We start from the raw sequence: 20,089 nt of genomic DNA, 5'->3' as shown, positions 1-20,089 counted from the left end.
ACTATCCTGAACGCCACCTGTCGCGTTGCGAGCTCCGGGCTAGCAGCATCCGCCGCCTGCCCGCCAGCAGCATCCGCCGCCGGCTATCGCATCTGACTAATGGGTCAGGCACGGGCTATGCGGGTCTCCGGTCGGATTGGCGGGGGAGTCACCCACCGGCCTCCTACTGGGCCGCACGCTAAGTACGTTGGACCGAATCAGAGGGGAATGTCTAGTCGCAAGCCGTAATTTAGCACAGGCGATCTCACGGCAGGTCTCCGCTGCGCTGCCGCCCCGGCGTGCCGGCCGGGGTTGAATGCGGCCTGTTCCAGAAGAACTCACGATTGCCGGTTGCGGCTTCGGCGTATTGGTCAATCGCGATAATGATCGCTTGGACGTGGTGATAGCACCAGCCCTCGTGGACGGCGATGCGCCGGACCTCGGCGAGCGCCTTTAGGAATGGCGGCTGATCTTCGCTGTCGCTGAAATAGCGGATGGATGAATGCACCATGGTCGTGTCTCTCGTCTTGAAGTGAGCACAAGAACATAACGAGAACATAGAGTCCAGTCGGAAGTTAGAGACAACGAGCAAAGGAAGAGGCAACATCTTGATACCGTTGCTTTTTCGACAGGAACGAATCCGCAGCGAGCGACTCGAATCCGTATGAGTAAGTGTCGGCGTTGTGACGGTGCCAGATGGGTTTGCGAGGCCCATCCGATGCGACCATGGGGTGACGGGCCACGAGCCTGCCCCTGTGGGGCTCCTGGTGATCCCTGCCCGCTCTGCAACAAGGTCGAGGAAGGCGAAATCCCGGAGATGCCAGCGGGCTTCGTTACCGACGCGAAGCGCGATCCGTGGTGGTGGTAATGACGCGCCCCCTTGAGATGCCGTCAGAAGTAGCCAAGGCCTTCGTCGAAGATATGCGGGCCTATTTCGAGGAGGAGGACCCGATCAAGCGGGATGAGATCGCGGTTCTCCAGATGCACTCATTGCAAAAGTACTGGCCCGGCAAGCTTCGGCTCAGCGATGTGAAAGCATTGTTTGAGCAAATGCACGACCGGCTAGACGATTGAGAGCGGCGTGCCGTCGCCTCAAACATACCCGTACGAGGGATACTGGATCGGCCCGCGTCGTGACCACGGACTGACCGCAACAGGCGATCCACCCGGCGCCGAGAAGCAGAGCGCAACCGCGTCCCCCTCGTCGGGACTTGGCACTCCGCGGCGCCGCATGTCCTCTTTCGACTCCAGAAGCAACTTCCCATCGCTGGTGTACTTGTAGCCAATCGACGTCAGATCGCCCTGCAAGCTATCCATATCAGGCAAGGACATGCGGCCGCCCTCCAGAGCTCGGCGTAGGTTGACGTACAGTTCGGCGCGCCTGTTCGCAGGGCCGCCAGCGGGCTTGCCAGTCTCATCGAGGGCCGCCGGCTCCATCGGCTTGCCGCCGAAGTTCACGCGGTTGATGACGCTGCGGAAGCCCATCTCCTCCAGGCGATCGGCAACGCCAACCCCCAAGCCGCCAACGTCAATGTTCACCTTGTCCGGCTTCTCTTCCCGGATAATCTTCGCGACCAGACCCGCAACCTCCATCGTATCGAGCCCGCGGTGGGATTCGATCTTGAAGACTGCTGAGCCGCGGCGCCAGGCAAGCGACGTGCGATCAGCACCCTTGCCGGCCGGATCTACGCCAACGATCAGTTGGCCTACCGCCTCAACCTTCGTCTTTCTGGCCTTCAGGATCAGGTCGGCCGGAATGTAGCTATCGAACTGCGAGGCAATGAACGCCTCGCCGGGCGTCAGGGGATATTCCTGGCAGAAGTACTCCTCGGAGCCTAACTGCCCGATCTTGTTTCTGCGCCAGCAAATCTGCTCGGCATCGAGCTTGTGCCGCTCGGCAATTTCGGCTTCTTCCGCTGTCATCTTGAAGCCTTCCGGCAGTCGCGCCCGATAGCCCGGATCGATAGACCAGGGCAGGAACACCGGAATAAACTCGCTCTCTCCGGCCTCGGCTTTGCGCCAGAGCTTGTAGAACTCATTGAAGCTATTCGCGGTCGTCTCGAGGATGATCTCGGTCCCGTCGATATCCGGAACGGTCTGCATCAGCGCGGCGAATTGACCTCCAAGATCCTTCCAGAACGCCACCTCCGAAGCATGCAGCGCCTGAGCGGTTGCCGATCGGCCTGCCCCCTCCTCCGTCGCCACCGAGACGAGATAGCCGGAATCGATGCTGTCGAAGATCAGCTCCTCCGCGTTCGAGGCGCCAACCGATTGCCGCTGGTCGTCCGGCATGTGCTCATGGAAGCGCTTAACGAGCTGAAACAGGTTTCGCGATGCCGGCTTTTCATGCCCGATGATGATGGTACGAAGGCCTGGCGTGCTCACTGTGTTGCGATAGTACCTGGCCGCAATATAGGTGCTGATCCCCATCTGCCGTGCCTTCAGAACGATCGCGCGCACCTTGCCGGTTTTGGCCTTCTGCTCCTCAAGCCTGCGATGCAATTCGCGCTGCGCCGGATTGAACAGGAAGGGCTCCAGCCCGCCCGCCTTCGGCCTAATCTTTAGGAGTTGTGCGGCGAAATACTCGAGATCGCGCTTAAGCTTAATCTCGTGCTTGCCGGCCGCGATGATGTTGTCCCAATCCATCACTCTGCCGCCTTCGACGCGCGCCGCCGCAACGGAATGACGTTGCTCTCAGCAGCCTCGAGCTCAGCCTCGCGGATGCGCTCTGCCGCCCTCTTTCGCTGAACCTCAAAAGCTTCATCGAACGAGCAGCCGAGTTCCTGCTGAATTTCGTTCGCCTCCGTAAGGGCGCCGAGGATGCCGCCGTGGATCATTTCGCCTCCGTGATATCGAGGTACGCGCGACACTGACAGCCGCCGCTGCCTGCGGTCAGCATATTGCGAAGCACCCCGACTGGAATGCCTGGATTTTCCGCTTTCATCTCCTCCGCCTTCGCGTCAATGAAGGCGTGGACCTCGTCACGGATCGCCGTTATGCGCTCAAGCAGCGTTGGCTTTGTTAGCTTCATGGGACTTTTCCTTTGATTTGCGCCAGAGGTCGGCATGGGCCTGACACCGCCTCACTTCACGATCGCGATCGGTTTCGCGCCTTCTGATGATCGCCTTGATTGCCCACGGCAAAGTCAGAAAAAGCAGCTTTTCTTCCTTCGACCATGACCTCGGAGGTTCGACAGGATGCGCATCGGCGAAGGCCTTCAGCGCCACCGTCGACCGGCCAGGCGGTGCGTAGCCGAGAGCCTCGTGCGCCACGTCGATGCTAACGACCTCGGCCCACAAGGTTTCAGGGTCAAGCCCTGCATGATTATTGATGAACCCCGCCACTGCCAGCGGGCTTGCTGGCAGTGGATGCTGACGCGCAATGGCGCACCAGCGATGGAATCGCTCGCTCATCGGCCGGATCGCCGCAAAGCACCATGGATCTGCCGCAGGCGGCTAACATGCAGATGCCGTTCCATCGCTCCACGCGCCTCCTCGAGCCCAAGTTCCTGATCGGCATTTGCCGCAGCCTCGGTGTCGTATCGATCGAGAACCAATGCCCGATCTTCGGGATTGAGGCCGGCGAACCATCTCTCCTGGTTCTCCGGCGTCGGCTCAACGCCACGATTCAGGCCCGATCGCACGTTCTGCTGGTAGTAATCGTCTCTCATCTTCGGCTTGCCCTCGTCGCGTTCAGAAGTGCGACAGCGTCATCGATTGAACCTGACCTGCTCAGTCTGGAATTCAGCGACGAAAGATCGACGTGCCTCGCCTCGCCCGGGACCCGCGCAATACCGGGCCGCTGAACTGGAGGCAGATTCTTGGGCACCACCTTGGGAGGTGCACTCAGCAGTTTGTTATAGGCCGCAGCGTCGACAAGGGCTTTTTGTGCCCAGGCCGGCAATCGTGTTTGCGATAGCGCCGCGAAATCCTCGTCGGTTGCGCCGAGCCCTTCCAGGTACGACCTCACGCCATCACCCGTCTCCCTGTCGACGGCGCCGAAGCGCTCCACGAAGGCACGCTCCTGCTCTGCGTTATAGGCCCGCACAGCCTCCAGCTCCCGCTGTAGGGCAGCCTGACGCTCTTGTGCTTGTGCCTGGAGCAATTCGCTCGATTGCGCCGCCGCTTGTTGAATAGCCTGCCAGCGGCCAGGGTTTTGCTGCTGGATACTGCTCGCGATCGAGACGAGATGATCGGGATCGCTCACACCCCTGAATTCGGGGAATTGCGAGAGGAACGCGTGCTCCGCGACGGCAACCGCGCTTTCCAGCGCCTGCGAATAAGCCGCTCGTGCCGCCTCAGCCCTCGCGCTCTCTGCCTGGATGTGCTCGGAGAGCGTGGCGCGCACCTCTGGATTGTCCTGCAGCCACTGGACCGCCCGATCCTCCGCACTGCTAGGCTGCTGCTGCTCTGCCGCAGGTTCTTGCGGCTTCGCATCAACGGGGTCAGGCTTCGCCGGCTCCTGGAGGGGGTCGACGCCGACCTCAGCCAACAGCGCGGCGTCGTCCAAGCCATCCGTGTAGGTCTGCAGGTTAGCCCTATGCACAAGCAACGCATCGCGTGCCTGCTCGACCGTCAATGCGAGATTGTCGGGCGCCTTCTCGTCACCGACCGCCAACTCGATCGGCATGGGATCGGAGCTTTCCTCTCCGCGATGCCGATCCAGCTCCTCGGCAGCCTGCGTCATCTGCTCGTCGGAATCGCCCTCGAGATCGCCGGGCTTTGCCTCGGGATGATGCTGCCAGCCATGTTCAGCAAGCTCGGCTTCACGGCCGAAAAGCCCCTCAGTCGAGAGCGCCTCGCCTGACGTGAATTGGCCAGTCGTCTCGTCGCGCGGCTGTTCAACGGTTTCTGTCATTCAGCTTCACCCGCTCCGGCCGTTGCGTCGCCCAATCTCGCGGTTCATCGCGCCCTCGATGCTGCGGCCCATGGGAGGCTGCGGCGCGGGTTGTCCGCGATTGATGTAGCTCTCGATGCTACGGGGTTCGCCCTCCCAGTCCGGCCGCTGCCGAGAGACAGACTGGTTATCGGTGTCGCCGCTGCCCTTCAAATTTGCCATTTTCAGATTTCCTTTCGGTTTTGTGCTTGGAAATAGCCGTCAAAGAGCCCCCCCATCAGATAATCCTCATGATCTTGTTGAGCAGAAGCGTTGGTTGCAGAGTGTTGTGAGCAACGCCACTGCCCTGCGAAGCGTTGTTGATGGTGATTCCGGTCGTGCTTGAAGTGGTCGGTGTAAGCGCCGTGCTGATGAATGCGGGGTTGCCGCCTGAAGCAGGCTTTTGCTCAGTGCCGCTAACCACTGTGTAGTTGTGCGTGTGCCCAGGGTCAGTCAGCGTGTTGGAATGCGTGTGAGCCGCCAATTCCGCGACAGTGAGTTGATGCGCCGCTTCTCCACCGCTTCCGCCGACTCCCAGCCGACCGGACATATTCCCGTTGACGAGCCGGCCAGCGTCCGTGCTGCCAGGGAGCTGATCCGGACAAGCGCTCACTCGCCCGCGAAGGTCCGGCAGGTTGAACGTGGTAGAGCCGTCGCCAGCGCCGAAGGTCGTCCCGATCAGCGAGAACAGCGATGCATAAGTCGTCCGGCTGATCGCCTGCCCATAAGGGAAGGCGAACGCGCTGCTCGGCGCCGTCCCGCCCGCATAGTCCAGGAAGCCACCCAGCGGGATCAAGTACGGAGAGCCGTAGAAGCCCTTGAGGTAGAACGCACCATCGGTGTTGTTGTAGACCGCCTCATATGGCGTTCCCTGGATCAGGGTGCCGGCCGGCAATTCGACGTTAGGCGCCGAGCGCAGAGGCTTATTGCCAAGGGTGTCCACGTTGAGCGTTACGGTCGCCCCGCTGGTCGTGTGCGGCGTGAAGGCAATGACCTGATTGTTGAGCCGCACCAGCGTATCGAATTGCTCATAGCTGGATACGGCATAGCTGGTCGAAGTCCCGGTAGTGACAATCGCGCCGGCAATGTCATCTCGCCACTTGGCAGTAGACGCCATCATGGCGCGCGCAGAGTCGTTGATCGAACTTGGCGCCTGGCCTTCCTGCCAGTTGATCGACGGGTCCTGCGTCGCGTTGGAATTGGCGACTTGCGACCACCATGCCACACCCGTCATTAGGCGTGCTCCCAGGACTTCACGATAACCGGGTATTCCCGGACAACCCGGTCGCCCTCGATGCGCAGAGCAAGAGGCTTAAGCCGGTAGTGCTTCTCCGGATCGAATGGCGCAGAGTCGATGTTCTCGATGGGCAACCACTCGCCGCGAGCATCAGACGCCGGCCGGAACGTGGTGCAGAAGTTGCCCGCAGGAGATTCCACCAGGCGACCATCGGAGACCAGCGCGTATTGCGTCTCAGGAGCCTCTAGGGCGAAGCCAGAGGCCTTCAGAGCGGCGTCGCAGGACTCCCGGAGCCAGTCGCTCAGACGCAGCCCAGCGCGCTCCGCAGCGGCCCTGTAAAGCTCACCCTTGGGCGCCCGGAAGGTAACGGACAGATCAGCCATTGCTCGAGGCCTTCGCAGCAGCCGGCGCCGTGATGGAGTAGCCGCACTCCTCAATCAGGAGCAGCGCGTTCACCACCTCCGCCTCGGAAAGCCGGCTTAGCGCGGTACGGTCGAGCAGCAGCTTGGTCAGGGCTCGAATTTCAGTCTCGGACATTGGTCGTTCCATCATCAAATCAGATGCGAACGATCGTAAGACGAGCGGCCGACAAACGCTCTAACAGCGTCTCGCATCATCTACCGCCGATTGCGGTTGGCTCCGAAAATCAGCCTGTTTTGCAACACCGATGCAACACGAAGCACTCAAGCTATTGATATCGCTTAGCTCAGAGCGGATTTCGTATCTGTTTGCTCGATTTGGAGGGCAGATTTGGATCTCAGCGCGTGCTCGATGGTGTCGCGGATCTCCGCCGGCATCGCCGTGGCGCCGACGGGCAAGCTCCCTTTGATGAGCTCCACGAGCTCCAGCATGATCTGCCAATCCTCCGGCGCCATGTTGCCTGGTGTTTTGTGCTCGACCGTCAGGAAGACGTCGCGCGGCAGCAAGCCATAGGCGATCGTCGCCAGCTTGCCGGGGTCGGACGTCGCCAGCTTCAATAGGACGTCTTTTCCGTGCTCCTCCCAAACCTCCGCGAGATCGGCCAGCAGCTTCTCGGAAATGCGCTGACGGGCTCCTATTGGCCTTCCAGCGGGGTTTCCGGACTGACCTGGCTTCCACGAATGAGGTCGCAACTGCTTCGGTTGTTTCATCAGTTTCCTCTAGGGGACACACAGGGGGACACACCCCCGGACACACAGGGGACACACAGGGGACACACAGGGGGACGTACACACACCACGCCTATCCCTTACGGTGTGTGTACCGTGTGTACCCACACCGTCATGGGAATAGGCTGCCTCAAGGTCGGCATTTGAGCCGCCAGAGACCACGCGAGGGTTTATCGTACTGCTCGATTGCGATCCTGTTCGCGCTAAACAGATCGCGCATGGCCTGCTCGAGCGCCGCCTTTCTCAGTCCGAGATCCTTCGCCTCTTTCTCTTTTGCAAACTCGGCTGGGGCGTAGTTTCTTGCCGCTGGCTTGTCGCTCACGTTGCGATCTTGCGAGGAGAACCTGCGCAGAAGATCAAGGAACACCTCTTCGGCCTTTGCTCTCCGCGCAATCTGATCCAGATTGGAGATGCCGGACTCCGGCAGAAACAATCCGTTTTGATATCGCAAGACGATGTTTTCGCCGAGCGGGCCATATTGGTTCTTTTTGAACTCCAGCTGCCGCAAATCATTGTCTGGCTGTTCGCCGTCGGATCCTTTGACGCCCTTCAGGTACTGCCGGAAACGGAACGCTCCGTGCCAAGCCGTTGAGCCCGATAGGCCGGAGCCCGAATTGATACCTTGCAAACTGGGATGGCTCAGGACGGTGACTGATCCGCCCGCCACCATAGCCAAAGCCTGCATGTGCATCGCGAACGCATAGACCTGGACTCGGTCAATCTCATTGCCGGAGAACGCTCGGCTCAGGGTGTCTATTGAGATGTTCTTAGGCTTGATGTCGCCAGCCGCCTCGTAGATCTGCTTGTACAACGGCGTGACCTCGACGTTGCCGCCACGGGTCAAGGCACAGAGTGTTGCGTCCTGACCGAGTAACGGCAGGACATGCAGGCCGCCTTCCATCATCTCGCGGAATGTAACGTTGAAGTGCCTGCCGATTGCGGAAAGACGAATGTGAATCTCGTCTTTGTCGTCTTCGGCGCCGAGATAGAAGGCTGGGCCTTGCTCCGGAAGCGATCCCAGCCAATCCCTCCCGATGACATGAGCCACGTTCTTCATCAGCTCTATGATGCTCTTGCCGGTGCCACCCTCTCCGCTAAACAGGCCCGCTTGCCGGAGGGGTACGCGATCTCTGATCGACCATTGACGTTCAGGCACCGGTTCACTGTCCCAGGCGGACATATCGAGCCATCGAAGCGGGCTCGGGGCTTCCACAGCGGGCCTAGTCTCCGCTTTCTCAGCCGACCGCATAAGCCTATCGAGATCTTCCACGCTCCCGCCCTGGTCCAGCCAGTCCGAAACGTCGCCCTTCGGGGGCAGGTTTGGCAGTCGCACGATGCGAATCTCGCGCGCGAGCGGGGCAAGCATCTCCGTAACGAGCGCCGCATGCCTCTCTCCCGCTGCGTCATTATCGGGTAGGACAAAAATGTCTCGTCCGCGGAAATGCTCGTTGAGATCTGATGTCCACTTCTCAGCACCCCCCGCATTAGTCGTTGCGAGCAGGCCCAAGCCCGCCAAGCGGTCTGCATCCTTCTCGCCTTCAACGATGAGCACGGTGTCGTGCTCCGCCTCCAGGAGCTCCGGAAGACGGTAGGGAATTTTCGGCCCTTGCGGGGCGCCATTCACCCATGCCGATCCTGTCCAGTGCTGCTGGTAGAACTGCTTATCCGCGGTCCGCTTCACCCGCAGATATGGCGTTCCATCGCCGAGCCGATAGACATACTCGGCCGGCGCCGAGGGTTTCCGCTCGGCTTGAGCAGAAACCCGCTCCTGCATCCGGGCAATCGACTGGCTCGCCGGACGTTGGCGTTCCGGCTGCCATTCGGGCAAGCCGGCCGCCTTCGTCACATGATCCCGGCACGCGATAGGATCGTCGCCGGCAAAGCTGTGGACAACGAAGCCACCAGGCGCGTCCGAGCTGAGCTTGATCGACAACGATCGATCCTTAGGCGAGTGCCCCGGTCCCGGAGCAAGCACCTCGTTGCCGTGAGCGTCGCCGCCGAGCGCCTGGGCTAGCTGCTTGGGAGAGATACTGATCAAGGCGCGTCTCCCTTATTCAGCATCAATTTGTCCAGCAGCCCGATGTAAGGCGGCATCTGTACATTCTCACGGATGTAGAGGGCTTTTACCCGCAGCTTGCTGACTGCGGCTTCGTAAGCATCTGCGATTGCCTCGATGTCTTCTGCGCTGAAGCGATCGCCGAAGCTGCTGGCGAAATAATCCACCAGCCTCTCGGACTGCAAGATGAACGGTTCTTTGTTGAAGATCATGCTGCGCGCTCTCCGTAGTAGAGGCGCGCAACGGTCCGTGCAGTCGCGATCGGAAGCGAATAGGCAAGCGACAAACGAGAGGCTTGCAGAGTGAGAGTGTTGCGGCTATCTTCCGCACCGTCCGCCAAGACAGTATTCGGAAGGGGCCCGCCGCTTTGGTGGGCCTTTTCTTTGATAGACATGAGCGTTATGCGGCCTCCGTGCCTGCGGCGCGCCGCTCATAGCCTTCCCTGATCTTGCTTTTCAGCCCGACCCAGCGATTGCCCTGTTTGAAAACGCCTGGAAGCTCGCCCTTCTCAGCAAGGTAGAAGGTTCGCCGTTCCGTCGTGCCGATGAATCGGCTGATTGATTTGACCCCCTCGAGGAGGTCGTCCGCGATGTTATTCATAGTCCTCTCTTTTCCCATTTGCACCAAGTACGCATTACGCACTTACAGACTCAAAAAAAGGAACGTCAGTCGAGCTTCGCCAAGTATGTCTCCAGGCGAATCGCAATCATGACGTCCGGCCAGCTCACCGTCCGCTTCACGAACTGCTCACGAGTGGAGATCGTGCACTGGAAAATCCAATCGGGGTGCTTCTTAGTAGTCTTATTGGGGCGGTGGCCCTCATAGGCCAAGATCGTATCCCCGGTCCCTCCAATGACGGCGAACTGTTCGGGCATTGTTTTGATCAACCGACGAAGGTCGGCAGCAATCGTCACCAACTCTCCAATTGAGATCTGCCTCTCGGCAAACGGATGGATCAGGCAAGCGATCATCGCTTCCGTTCGGCTGAATTGGCGATGGACGCCAGTGCCGGCATTGCCGGATCCAGCCTCGGGAATGATAACCCCGCGATCTGCCCACACTTGTAGCGAACGGCGCTTCGCTCCCGTCACCTCGACAAGGTCGCCGATCGAATATCTGTCTTTCGCCATGTCACCCTCAAGAACGAAGTGCGCACTTAGTGCTTTACATGGGCTGCCAAGCCATGGCAATATCTTTTTCGCGTTACGTCGGGTTACACACAGGGGGAGTGCAAAACCATGGCCACCGTCCGCAAGCGCAAGCTGCCATCTGGCCTGATCCGCTGGCAAGCCGCCTATAAGGACGGCTCGGGCGCGCGGCGATTCAAGATGTTCGAACGCAAATCCGACGCTGAGGCCTGGCTGGTTGAGACCCGCCACGATGTTGCCCGCGGCATTCATACCCCCGGCAGTCTATCCCCAACTGTCAAAGAGGCGGCAGCACTATGGATCGCCAGATGCAAGGAAAAGCGCCTCGAGCCCATGACGGTCAAGGGCTATGAGGAGCACGTAAACCTTCACATTGTGCCATTCATCGGCGCCAAGAAGCTTACCGAGATAACCGTTCCGGCGGTGAACGCGTTCGCCGATCAGCTACGGGACGCAGGACGCTCGGCCCCGATGATTACCCGCATAGTGCGATCGCTTGGAGGAATATTCAAAGAGGCCCGACGTCGCGGTCTGGCATCAACTGCCCCGACCTCCGGGGTGGAACTAGACTTGCCTGATCGGGATGATCCCCGCCCCGTCATCCCGACTAAGGCAGAGCTCCAGGCGATCATTGCCAATGCCACCGGTCGCTGGCGCCCAGTCATACTGGTGGCAATCTTCTGCGGCCTGCGCGCTAGTGAGATCCGCGGCCTACGTTGGGCTGACATTGATCTGGATGCCAAGCAGTTGAAGCTAACGCAACGAGCGGATGCCTCACACCGGATTGGAAAGCTCAAGTCCAAGGCAGCTTATCGATCGATCCCCTGCCCGCCCATCGTGCTCAATGCATTGAGAGAATGGAAGTTGGTATGCCCGAAGCGAGACACCGGCAAGAAGGGACCCGATGGCGAGCCCGTTAAGGTGCTGGATCTCGCTTTCCCGAATGGTTTCGGCAAGGTCGAGAGCCACTCGAACCTCGCCGAGCGCGGTCTCCTGCCAGTTCTCATCGCGGCGGGCCTGGCAGAAGCCAAACCCCTCTTGAATGAGGCCGGCCGGCCCGTTCTGGACGCCGCTGGTGAGCCTAAAACCGTGATGATTGGGAAGTATGGCATGCACTCCCTGCGGCACGCCTGCGCCTCGCTGTGGATCGAGAACGGGCACAATCCGAAGCAGATCCAGCGCCTCATGGGCCACAGCTCAATTAAGGTGACGTTTGACGTCTACGGCCATCTGTTCGCCGATGCCGAGGCCGATCAGCGCGCGGCCGAAAGTTTGCAGGCTCGGCTACTTGGAGCCTGACCAATGATACAGGCACTGAAAGTCATCGGCGAGTTTTGGCTCGCAATGATCTTTTCCCTATTTGTCTTTGCTTTCCTGATCGAAGTCGCAAAACTGCCGTTTAGGCTGATCCGTCGGCTACGCAACACCAGTGCAACACGGAGGAGCTAAGTGATTGATATTTCTAGACTGATAAAAGGTTTCTACTCCGCGGGTTGCAGGTTCGAGTCCTGCCGGGATCGCCAATGCGACAGCGCGCAAATCCCTTGAAAACAAGCGGTTTGCATCCCGGCCCAATCGGGCAGCTTTCGATCACGAGCGAAACAGGTCGGGATCAGACAGGACATTTCGGGACCGATCGGGACGAAAGCCCCGGTCCGAAGTAGCGGCGCGACGGCGAGCTGCCACGATGGCTTCATCGCTACAACTGGCACCGCCCTCATGGCAGTATCGGATCAATGCCACCGATCAGCAGCCTGGTCTGACCAGGAACAACCTCCTGAGGCTCCACGTCTAGCTCAAGAGCTTCATGATGACCGTAGCGGCGAGTATCAAGATGATCTGGAGCAACCTTTCGGTAGAGAATATTCGATTAAAGGTCGTCATCGCACTGCCCAGGAGAACGTCCTTCTCCTGTAGCTGGTGGCGTTAGCCGCCACAAGCCGCCTCTCCTCGCTTCCGTAATCTTGCCGGGCGTCCAGGCGATCGGTGCGGCGAGACATCCGGTGCGCCCGGTACCAGAATCAGGCGGATGATTTGGCTTGTTCCGACTGCAACGCCGCGGTCTTCGATCGGCGCTGTTCAGCGGCATCATCCAAGGCCTCGCTTGAAGATCCCCGCAGGTTCGCCAGCATCTTTTCAGGCGAGCGGCCAAGCGCCCATGCGACGATGAGGTCGCGATCCGTCGACGTGCGGAACTCCTCGCTGAACGAACTACGAAGTTTTCCCTTCAGATCACCAAGCTGGCACTCGATCGACCGTAGCGCCACGAGAATGCAACAGCCTATGACCGTGATGTAGGCCGCAGTCGAGCTTTGCAGGACAAGTGCCCCGAGCAGGCCGACCAAGCCGACCATGATGGTGTAGCGTAGCTTCACGTCGCTCGCCCTCCCCGGGCCAACGATTACCTGACAACCAGTGATTGAACAAGCAGCAATTTGCTGCAGTGTGCTGTGTGCTAACCGCCGTATGAACACGCCTTCATGTCGAAATATCGAACACGTCAAGGAAAAGTCCATTCCGCTGCAAGCGGGAACTTCGTGGAACCGGTTCGGGGCACGGACAACATCGAGATGGAACCTGTTGGTGACCAGCGCCAGCACTCTAAAGCCTATGCATGAACCCTCACGCGCATCTCACCAATTGGAACCGACGATTTTGACCGTTGGATCAAGTAGTGTGACCACGCTACCCTGAACGACTCTTGGTGAGTGTTTGCCGGCAAGCCGATTTGATGACCTCGCAGCGATGGAGAACTTCGGTCGGTCGCAAATCGAATCGCCATCGCTGATTGTTCAGCCCAGCAACTGTTTGCTGACGATGCCCCGAACCAATGCCTGTGGCTGGTGCTGGCGAGTGCCGCGTTCGCTCTGACATGCGCTTGGAGGCGCTGCAGCGCGTGAATATCAGTCGGCCGCACAAGCATCCCTCACAGGAACATTCCTCAGCCCCCGCTCGTTCTGTCGTCGAACACTGAGCACAACAGGGCGATGGCGAGCAGGCGCGCGATTTCAGACGATTCCGAACCATCGAGCCGCTGGGCTTTGGCGTCGCTGCTCGCGTTGCTCAGCATTGCGCTTGCATCCGAATACCTCTTTCCGAGAGAAGACAGCGCGGACGGCTCACGGCGAGTCCGCTTTGGCTCGGTCCAGATAACGGCTGCCGATGCCGGGGATCGCGGTCGCCAGGCCACGGCGCCATCGGAGATTCCGCCGCGCGGCTGGAAGGACATTCTGCTGCGTGTCTATACCAACATCTCGAAGCACCGGATCCTCGCTCTGGCAGCTGGCATGACCTATTACAGCATCCTGGCGATCTTCCCGGCCATCGCAGCATTGGTCGCAGTGTATGGCCTGTTCTCGGACCCTACGACGATTGCGCGCCATCTCGACCAACTCGGTGGATTCCTGCCCGGCGGCGCCATTGACGTCGCGCGCGATCAGCTCACGCGTGTCGCCTCCAACGGCTCTCCGACCCTTGGATTGACCTTCCTGATCGGACTCGGCACCTCGCTGTGGAGCGCGAACGCGGCGATGAAGGCGCTCTTCGACACCTTGAACATCGTGCACGACGAGGACGAGAAACGCAGCTTCGTCAAGCTGAATGCCATGTCGCTCGGCTTCACCATTGGTGGCGTCTTTTTTATTCTGGCGGCTCTCGGCTCCATCGTCATTATTCCTGTCATCCTGAACTTCGTCGGCCTGTCGAACGCCGGCGACCTGCTGCTCCGGATCGGACGATGGCCGGCCATGTATCTGGTCCTCACATTCGCCCTGGCCGTCATCTATCGCTACGGCCCCAGCCGCGAAACCGCGCGGTGGCGCTGGGTGACGTGGGGCAGCGCCATCGCCGCCGTGCTCTGGCTCGCCGTATCGGGCTTGTTCTCATGGTACGCGGCCAATTTCGGCAAATTCAACGAGACCTATGGCTCGCTCGGCGCGATCATCGGCTTCATGACATGGTTGTGGATTTCAGCGATCGTCATTCTCCTGGGCGCCGAGATTGACGCCGAGATGGAGCATCAGACTGCGCGGGACACGACGACGGGATCGCCGAGGCCAATGGGGGTACGCGGCGCACGGATGGCCGACACGGTAGGCGCCGCGCAGGGATGAGCCAATAGGCCGCCCTCGATGCTGGGGCTCTCGATGCGCAGGAGTGAGTCTAGAGCGTTTTCAAACGAAGTGGACACCGGTTCGCGTCAAGAAAACGCGTCAAAACAAAAAGCTAGAGCCCCGTTCCGATTCAATCGGAACGGAAAAGGCTCTAGTCGCCGCCTTTCAGCGAGAGGCTGATGCGGGTGACGATGTCATCCCAATCATGCTCCTCGGCGGCGGGATAATTGATCAGCACGCAGTGCACGAAACGGTGCGAGAAATTGCAGCGGTCATACCAGACATCATCGCCCTTGTAACTCGACACCGCGAAGAAGCGCGACGTCACCCGCTTGTACTGGATGTGTGATGGCGGGTTTTTCCTGGCGAGAAACGCGGCCGGCGTATCGTGATCGGCGTTGGGCGCGGACTGGATGGTCATGTTGGCGCGACCATCGGCGGTCTTGAACCGCTGCCCGTACCCGTCGGGCCGCCCCGCGGGCTCGGTGAAGATGGTCGAGGGAAAATCGACCGAGGTGCCGGTCTCCGGGATCGAATAGCGCGTCCACTTGATCGGCTGTGCCGCCGCGATCATCGTCGAACCGGCGAACGTGACCAGAATGAGTCCGATGCAACGCCCGAGGATTAGTTTCATGCCAGAGCCTATCATGTTTGGATAGGTGATGTTTGTGGCGGGACATCGTCGGAGCGCCGCCCGTACCCGAAGCATCGGACAAACCAGAAAACGCGGGGCATGGCTCGCCAGTTCCGGCGCACTGCTGCTTGATCGCCAATAGCCGTCAGGATGATTGCTAATAGCCGTCAGGCGACCTGATCGATTCAATCCGCTTAGACTGATCGTGGCAGCGAGGACTTGGGAATATCCTGCGCCTGTTCCAGATAGACACTGGACCACTACGCCGGGAGCGTCCCATGCGGCCTACCTTGACTTCATGCCTTTGCGTGAGCCTTTTGATCGGCAGTCCCTCCAACGGACTGGTCGATGCGGCGGCCGCCGCACCGGCACATCACGTGCACGTCCGCCATCGCGAGCGCGTCGACGTCCGTCCCCGGCCGAGCGATGCGGTCCCGCCCGGTTGGTACAAGTTTCCCGGCTATCCGCCGATTCCCCCGGAGGAGAACAGGAATCTCGATCCGTCCAATTTTGGCGGCGGCTGAACCTCACGGAGGTCAGCAAAGGACCTGATGATCAAAGACCTGCAAAGAGCGCCAACTGCCATCAGTGGCTGCAATTCGACGAGCCACGCCCCGGTCAACCGTTGCGCGAGCGCAACGTCATCGCCCTGAAACAAACTTCGGCACATCTAGGCCCCGACCGTTTCACAATTTCGCCGCGACGGGATTGAAACCTAGAGCAGTTGTGTTGGGGTGAGTTGCGTGATGCGTGCGCCAGTTTACGATCTGTATCAGATGAAGCAGGAACGGCTGCCCAAGGGGGCGGGCTCGGCATGGCTCCGGACCCGGCCGAACGAGCCGCCGGCCTCGGTGGAAGATTGGGTGTTCGTCGGCAAGGAGCGGCATCCCAGCAAATGGACCATCGCCGAGATGGACGAGAAAGGCACCTGCTACCGCGAGATCCCGAGCTGGTTGACGCGGCGTGCACCGAGGGCAACCTCCGAGACCATGGACAGCACGACGGCTTGATCAATGGCCGTTCAGTGGCCCCTTGGCGCGGCACCGAGATCGATCGATCGCAGGCTGAGGGCCACGGGGATCATCGAGAGACCGAGGATCGCGAGCATCCAGAACACGTCGATATAGGCGAGCAGGTCGATCTGGTGCTGGAGGGTCTGGCCGACCCAGGCAATCGCCTGTCCGGCCGCATCGCTCGCGCTCGAGCCGCTAGCCTGAAAATAGCGCGTGATCGCGTCGATCGTCTGCTGATAGCCGATATCGGACGGCGCCGCATGCTCGATCAGGCGGCTCTGGTGGAATTGCTGACGCTGCGCCAGCATGGTCTGCGCCAGAGCCACGCCCATCGATCCGCCGACATTGCGCGCAACATTGATCAGCGCCGACGCTTGGTTGGTCTTGTCCGGAGGGACGCCATCGTAAGAGGCCGTCGTCACCGGCAGGAAGAGGAACGGCAGACCGACGCCCAGCATCACGCGTGACATCGCCGCATAGCCATAGGTGATATCGCCGTTCAGGCCGGTGAGATACCACATCGCAAGCGAGACCACCGCAGCCCCGAACACCAGCAGGTATTTCGGCTGCACCACACTGACGAGGCGCCCGACGACCGGCATCATCATCATCGTGACGATGCCGCCGGGCGAGAGCGCGAGGCCGGCCAAATAGGCCGTATAGTTCAGCTCGGTCTGCAACATCTGCGGCAGCATCTGGGTGGTCGCGATCAGCACCGCGCCGGTTGCCAACATGACCACGAAGCAGGCGCCAAACTGGCGACGGCCGAGCAGCGAGATGTCGACGATCGGATCCTTGCGGCTGAGCTCCCAGGGGATCAGCGTCAGCAGGCAGAAGCCCGAGACCAGCGCGAAGCCAAGGATCATGTTGGACCCGAACCAGTCGTTGCGCTGGCCCTCATCGAGCACGAACTCGAGCGAACCGAGGCCGATCGCCACGAGCGCAAAGCCGACGAAGTCGACCCGCAGGCCACCTCTGAGCAGCCGCGCCCGCTCCTCCTTGGCGCCTGAAGGCTCGCTGACCAGCATGCCGACGAGGAACAACGACAACAGGCCCATCGGCACATTGATCAGGAACACCCAGTGCCATGTGTAAGTGTCTGTGATCCAGCCGCCCAGCGTCGGGCCGACCACCGGCGCAACCACGACCGCGACACCATAGATCGCGAATGCCTGGCCGCGCTTCGCCGGCGGAAAGGAATCGGCAAGAATGGCCTGCTCGCTTGTCGCCATGCCGCCGCCGCCGAAGCCCTGCAGGATGCGGAAGAGCACCAGGGATTCGAGACTCCAGGCCAGGCCGCACAGCAGAGAGGCCAACGTGAAGGTGGCCACGCAGATCATGTAGAAGCGCTTGCGGCCGATCACGGTGGCGAGCCAGCCGGAGATCGACAGCACGATGGCGTTGGCGACCAGATAGGACGTGATGACGTAGGTGCTCTCGTCGATGCCGACCGCAAGCCCACCAGCGATATGGCGCAACGCGACGTTCGCGATCGTGGTGTCGAGCACCTCCATGAAGGTGGCGATCGAAACCACGAAGGCGATCAGATAGGGATTGTGCCCGCCGGCGGCTGACCGCTCCGGTGACCAGCCGCCTGCCGTGGTGTCCGTCATCGGACCTTGGCCCAGGGCACGACCGACATGCCCGGTCCGACCGGAAGGTCAGCCGGCCAGTCGTCGACATCAATCCTCACCGGCACGCGCTGCACCACCTTGACGTAATTGCCGGTGGCGTTCTCGGCCGGCAGCAGGCTGAATGCGGTGCCCGAGCCGGGCTGCACCGAGGTCACGTGGCCGGTCAACTTGCGGCTGGGATAGGCGTCGATCCGGAGCTCGACCGGCTGTCCCGGGCGCATGTCGGCGAGCTGCGTCTCCTTGTAGTTGGCGACGACCCAGACCTTGTCCGGTACGAACATCATCAGGCTTTGGCCCGCCGTAACGAACGTGCCCTTGGCAGCCGAGAGCTTGACGACATGGCCGGATTCGGCGGCGATCACGGCCGTATATTGTAGGTTGAGATTGGCCTGGTCGAGTTGCGCCTTCGCCTGCTGCAGCGAGCCCTTTGCGCTTTCGAGCTGAGCCTGCAGGGTTTTGATGCCGAGTTCGGCCGCCGTCAGCGCCGCCTGGGCTCGGGCCATATTGGCCTGCTGAGCCTGCAGGTCGGAGCGGGTCTGCTGCTCGCGCTGCACAGTGCCGGCGCCCTTCTCGACAAGGTCTCTCGCGCGCGCCTCCTCCTGCTGGGCGAAGTCGAGCTGGGCCTGCGCTTGCTCCACCTGCGCCTTGGCTTGCGCGATTTGCTCCTTTTGGCTTTCGATCTGAGCCTCGACGTTGTGGACGTTGGCCTCGCCGACCGCAACCTGGGCCTTGGCCTGATCAACGGCGATCCTGTAGTCGCGCTCGTCGATGCGAGCCAGCAGGTCGCCGGCACTGACATGCTGGTTGTCGGTTACGGGCACGTCGGTGACGTAGCCGCCCACCTTGGGCGCCACCGAGAAGCTGCGCGCCGCAATGAACGCATCGTCCGTGCTTTCATAGTGGCGGACGTCCAACCAATACGCGAGGGCGCCGGCGGCAGCCGCGATCAGGACACAGACGACAACGGCCGTCAGGACGGGATGCTGTCTCAGGCGGTCACGGAAGGAAGGCTTGCTGGAGGAGTCGCCGTGCTGTTCGGCCGGAGCTTCACTCTGGCCCGGTCGTTGCTCAGGCGATTGCGGCTTTTCCGCGAGCGCGCCCCGCGGCTTGGTCTGGGCATCCACGTCGATCGACCTCGGCTCGTAGCTGATGTGCCCCCTCGCCTGCTGCGCGTGTTGCAAAGGTAATCATTGCACCCGAGCTTCGTTCCCCGATTCGTGCTGCAATTGCTCACCTCGCGGGTCGCTTCGCATTGGTCCGCTGCGGGAACCGAGGCGCGGCTTTTTCGGTTGCTGCACCGGGCAAGGGCTATACAGGGAGAGTACGAGAATGAAACAGACCAAGATCCTCGCGGGCGCCGCGATGAGTGCCGGGATGCTCGCGGCGTCAATGGTCAGTGCATCCGCGGCCATTGTCTGCCAGGGCCGCGTCTGCTGGCACACGCATGAAGCCTATGACTATCCGCCATCGGCGAGGATCGTGGTCCACGAGGACAACTGGCGCTGGGGTCCGAGGGAGCGGTTCGTCTTCCGCGAGCACGAAGGCCGCGGCTATTGGCATGGTGGTCGCTGGACCACGTGGTGATCGCGGCCGCCTATGCAGCACCTGAGAGGCCGCCGGCGACGGCGGCCTCTCGTCGTTTCATGCCTCGCCCTTACACGAGCGGAACACCGTAATAATCATTCACCACCCGATTGGCGCCCATGTCGTTCCAATTCCAGTCGCGCTCATCCCGATATTTCGGAGCACCGCGCAGCTGGCTCTCGGTCACGCCGGTGACGTAGCCGCCGAGCCGGGTGTCGTATTTCAGCGACTGCCACGGCAGCGGATAGTGATCATTGCCCAGTCCCATGAAGCCGCCGAAGCCGAGCACTGCGTAGGAGACCTTGCCGCTTTGTTTGTCGATCATGACGCGCTCGATCGAGCCGATCTTGGTCGAGTCCGGTCCATAGACCGCGGTGCCTTCGACCTTGTCGCTGCCGATGAGGTTGCCCATCTCACGTTCGTCCATCGCGCTTGCCATGTGAACCCTCCATTCAATCGAACATGTAATCGACCTGCCGGAGCAACGAACGCGCTCTCACATCGTTCCGCGCGGCAGTGCGACCGGCAGCCGCGCGACCGATCAGTGCTTCGATCGATCGCGGCCCTCGCCAGATTTCGTTCCCGCACCGCCAGATGGATCATCGAGACTGGGATCCCGGGTCGCTTCACGCGAAACGGCTTGCGCCGAGTCGGTGTGATGCGCGGTCC

At 60.9% G+C, this 20,089-nt stretch carries 27 protein-coding genes and 2 pseudogenes; 7 read left to right on the top strand and 22 right to left on the bottom strand.

Features of this window, described 5'->3' with window-relative positions; all coding sequences use genetic code 11:
* Window positions 1-244: 244 nt before the first annotated feature.
* Window positions 245-490 carry a hypothetical protein gene (locus tag P6U24_RS18265; RefSeq protein WP_407153924.1) on the bottom strand — a complete coding sequence of 82 codons (246 nt, stop codon included), beginning with the start codon at window positions 488-490 and terminating at the stop codon, window positions 245-247.
* 356 nt (window positions 491-846) lie between these two features.
* On the opposite strand from P6U24_RS18265, the gene P6U24_RS18260 reads away from it, so the two are divergent.
* Complete coding sequence (locus P6U24_RS18260; protein WP_407153923.1) at window positions 847-1,053, top strand: hypothetical protein; 207 nt, start codon at window positions 847-849, stop codon at window positions 1,051-1,053.
* An 18-nt stretch (window positions 1,054-1,071) separates the two neighbouring features.
* On the opposite strand, the gene P6U24_RS18255 is transcribed toward P6U24_RS18260, so the two are convergent.
* The 16 genes and pseudogenes from P6U24_RS18255 to P6U24_RS18180 form a co-directional block, all read right to left on the bottom strand.
* Window positions 1,072-2,625, bottom strand: coding sequence for a hypothetical protein (locus P6U24_RS18255; protein ID WP_407153922.1), 1,554 nt, complete (start codon window positions 2,623-2,625; stop codon window positions 1,072-1,074).
* Complete coding sequence (locus P6U24_RS18250; protein WP_407153921.1) at window positions 2,625-2,816, bottom strand: hypothetical protein; 192 nt, start codon at window positions 2,814-2,816, stop codon at window positions 2,625-2,627. The genes P6U24_RS18255 and P6U24_RS18250 overlap by 1 nt, the downstream gene beginning before the upstream one ends.
* A complete protein-coding gene (locus tag P6U24_RS18245) occupies window positions 2,813-3,010 on the bottom strand; it encodes a hypothetical protein (RefSeq protein WP_407153920.1) in 198 nt (65 codons plus the stop codon). Before P6U24_RS18245 ends, P6U24_RS18250 begins: the two co-directional genes overlap by 4 nt.
* Complete coding sequence (locus tag P6U24_RS18240) at window positions 2,982-3,392, bottom strand: hypothetical protein (RefSeq protein WP_407153919.1); 411 nt, start codon at window positions 3,390-3,392, stop codon at window positions 2,982-2,984. Before P6U24_RS18240 ends, P6U24_RS18245 begins: the two co-directional genes overlap by 29 nt.
* Window positions 3,389-3,649, bottom strand: coding sequence for a hypothetical protein (locus P6U24_RS18235; RefSeq protein WP_407153918.1), 261 nt, complete (start codon window positions 3,647-3,649; stop codon window positions 3,389-3,391). Before P6U24_RS18235 ends, P6U24_RS18240 begins: the two co-directional genes overlap by 4 nt.
* The gene (locus P6U24_RS18230) at window positions 3,646-4,836 is read right to left on the bottom strand and encodes a hypothetical protein (RefSeq protein WP_407153917.1); all 1,191 of its coding nucleotides are present in this window, start codon (window positions 4,834-4,836) and stop codon (window positions 3,646-3,648) included. Before P6U24_RS18230 ends, P6U24_RS18235 begins: the two co-directional genes overlap by 4 nt.
* A 6-nt stretch (window positions 4,837-4,842) precedes the next feature.
* On the bottom strand, window positions 4,843-5,037 hold the full coding sequence (locus P6U24_RS18225) for a hypothetical protein (RefSeq protein WP_407153916.1): 195 nt from the start codon (window positions 5,035-5,037) through the stop codon (window positions 4,843-4,845).
* Window positions 5,038-5,092: 55 nt separating this feature from the next.
* Window positions 5,093-6,088, bottom strand: coding sequence for a phage tail protein (locus P6U24_RS18220; RefSeq protein ID WP_407153915.1), 996 nt, complete (start codon window positions 6,086-6,088; stop codon window positions 5,093-5,095).
* A complete protein-coding gene (locus P6U24_RS18215; RefSeq protein ID WP_407153914.1) occupies window positions 6,088-6,474 on the bottom strand; it encodes a hypothetical protein in 387 nt (128 codons plus the stop codon). Before P6U24_RS18215 ends, P6U24_RS18220 begins: the two co-directional genes overlap by 1 nt.
* On the bottom strand, window positions 6,467-6,628 hold the full coding sequence (locus P6U24_RS18210) for a hypothetical protein (RefSeq protein WP_407153913.1): 162 nt from the start codon (window positions 6,626-6,628) through the stop codon (window positions 6,467-6,469). The genes P6U24_RS18215 and P6U24_RS18210 overlap by 8 nt, the downstream gene beginning before the upstream one ends.
* 164 nt (window positions 6,629-6,792) lie before the next feature.
* Window positions 6,793-7,068: a hypothetical protein gene (locus P6U24_RS18205; RefSeq protein ID WP_407160809.1), complete on the bottom strand. Its 276-nt coding sequence runs from the start codon at window positions 7,066-7,068 to the stop codon at window positions 6,793-6,795.
* 81 nt (window positions 7,069-7,149) lie between these two features.
* Window positions 7,150-7,221: pseudogene (locus P6U24_RS18200) on the bottom strand (hypothetical protein); the annotation flags it as partial.
* A 148-nt stretch (window positions 7,222-7,369) separates the two neighbouring features.
* The gene (locus P6U24_RS18195; RefSeq protein ID WP_407153912.1) at window positions 7,370-9,277 is read right to left on the bottom strand and encodes an AAA family ATPase; all 1,908 of its coding nucleotides are present in this window, start codon (window positions 9,275-9,277) and stop codon (window positions 7,370-7,372) included.
* The gene (locus P6U24_RS18190) at window positions 9,274-9,507 is read right to left on the bottom strand and encodes a hypothetical protein (protein WP_407153911.1); all 234 of its coding nucleotides are present in this window, start codon (window positions 9,505-9,507) and stop codon (window positions 9,274-9,276) included. The genes P6U24_RS18195 and P6U24_RS18190 overlap by 4 nt, the downstream gene beginning before the upstream one ends.
* Window positions 9,508-9,694: 187 nt before the next feature.
* Complete coding sequence (locus P6U24_RS18185) at window positions 9,695-9,895, bottom strand: DNA-binding protein (protein WP_407153910.1); 201 nt, start codon at window positions 9,893-9,895, stop codon at window positions 9,695-9,697.
* A 65-nt stretch (window positions 9,896-9,960) separates the two neighbouring features.
* Complete coding sequence (locus tag P6U24_RS18180; RefSeq protein WP_407153909.1) at window positions 9,961-10,425, bottom strand: MerR family transcriptional regulator; 465 nt, start codon at window positions 10,423-10,425, stop codon at window positions 9,961-9,963.
* Window positions 10,426-10,533: 108 nt separating this feature from the next.
* Here P6U24_RS18180 and xerC point away from each other — a divergent pair, with 108 nt between their 5' ends.
* Window positions 10,534-11,742 (top strand): tyrosine recombinase XerC, encoded by a 1,209-nt coding sequence (xerC, locus tag P6U24_RS18175; RefSeq protein WP_407153908.1) that lies wholly within the window; start codon window positions 10,534-10,536, stop codon window positions 11,740-11,742.
* A 368-nt stretch (window positions 11,743-12,110) separates the two neighbouring features.
* Window positions 12,111-12,238, top strand: a pseudogene (locus P6U24_RS18170) (IS481 family transposase); the annotation flags it as partial.
* A 226-nt stretch (window positions 12,239-12,464) separates the two neighbouring features.
* Here the strand turns inward: P6U24_RS18170 and P6U24_RS18165 are convergent.
* Window positions 12,465-12,818, bottom strand: a complete 354-nt coding sequence (locus P6U24_RS18165) for a hypothetical protein (RefSeq protein ID WP_407153907.1) — start codon at window positions 12,816-12,818, stop codon at window positions 12,465-12,467.
* Between the two features lie 612 nt (window positions 12,819-13,430).
* Here P6U24_RS18165 and P6U24_RS18160 point away from each other — a divergent pair.
* On the top strand, window positions 13,431-14,555 hold the full coding sequence (locus P6U24_RS18160) for a YihY/virulence factor BrkB family protein (RefSeq protein ID WP_407153906.1): 1,125 nt from the start codon (window positions 13,431-13,433) through the stop codon (window positions 14,553-14,555).
* A gap of 151 nt (window positions 14,556-14,706) precedes the next feature.
* On the opposite strand, the gene P6U24_RS18155 is transcribed toward P6U24_RS18160, so the two are convergent.
* Window positions 14,707-15,189 (bottom strand): hypothetical protein, encoded by a 483-nt coding sequence (locus P6U24_RS18155; RefSeq protein WP_407153905.1) that lies wholly within the window; start codon window positions 15,187-15,189, stop codon window positions 14,707-14,709.
* A gap of 278 nt (window positions 15,190-15,467) precedes the next feature.
* Between P6U24_RS18155 and P6U24_RS18150 the strand changes: the two genes are divergently transcribed.
* Both P6U24_RS18150 and P6U24_RS18145 read left to right on the top strand, forming a co-directional pair.
* Window positions 15,468-15,713: a hypothetical protein gene (locus P6U24_RS18150; RefSeq protein ID WP_407153904.1), complete on the top strand. Its 246-nt coding sequence runs from the start codon at window positions 15,468-15,470 to the stop codon at window positions 15,711-15,713.
* Between the two features lie 222 nt (window positions 15,714-15,935).
* Window positions 15,936-16,199, top strand: coding sequence for a hypothetical protein (locus P6U24_RS18145; RefSeq protein ID WP_407153903.1), 264 nt, complete (start codon window positions 15,936-15,938; stop codon window positions 16,197-16,199).
* Window positions 16,200-16,210: 11 nt separating this feature from the next.
* Here the strand turns inward: P6U24_RS18145 and P6U24_RS18140 are convergent, their stop codons facing one another.
* Window positions 16,211-17,815, bottom strand: coding sequence for a DHA2 family efflux MFS transporter permease subunit (locus P6U24_RS18140; protein WP_407153902.1), 1,605 nt, complete (start codon window positions 17,813-17,815; stop codon window positions 16,211-16,213).
* Window positions 17,812-18,960, bottom strand: coding sequence for an HlyD family secretion protein (locus P6U24_RS18135; protein ID WP_407160506.1), 1,149 nt, complete (start codon window positions 18,958-18,960; stop codon window positions 17,812-17,814). The genes P6U24_RS18140 and P6U24_RS18135 overlap by 4 nt, the downstream gene beginning before the upstream one ends.
* A gap of 205 nt (window positions 18,961-19,165) precedes the next feature.
* Here P6U24_RS18135 and P6U24_RS18130 point away from each other — a divergent pair, with 205 nt between their 5' ends.
* The gene (locus tag P6U24_RS18130; protein WP_407153901.1) at window positions 19,166-19,420 is read left to right on the top strand and encodes a hypothetical protein; all 255 of its coding nucleotides are present in this window, start codon (window positions 19,166-19,168) and stop codon (window positions 19,418-19,420) included.
* Between the two features lie 70 nt (window positions 19,421-19,490).
* Here the strand turns inward: P6U24_RS18130 and P6U24_RS18125 are convergent, their stop codons facing one another.
* Window positions 19,491-19,859: a PRC-barrel domain-containing protein gene (locus P6U24_RS18125; RefSeq protein WP_407153900.1), complete on the bottom strand. Its 369-nt coding sequence runs from the start codon at window positions 19,857-19,859 to the stop codon at window positions 19,491-19,493.
* Window positions 19,860-20,089 lie beyond the last annotated feature (230 nt).

Source organism: Bradyrhizobium sp. STM 3557 (assembly GCF_045571465.1).
In the GTDB taxonomy this organism is placed as follows: Bacteria; Pseudomonadota; Alphaproteobacteria; order Rhizobiales; family Xanthobacteraceae; genus Bradyrhizobium.
This window is presented reverse-complemented; position numbering and strand designations above follow the sequence as displayed.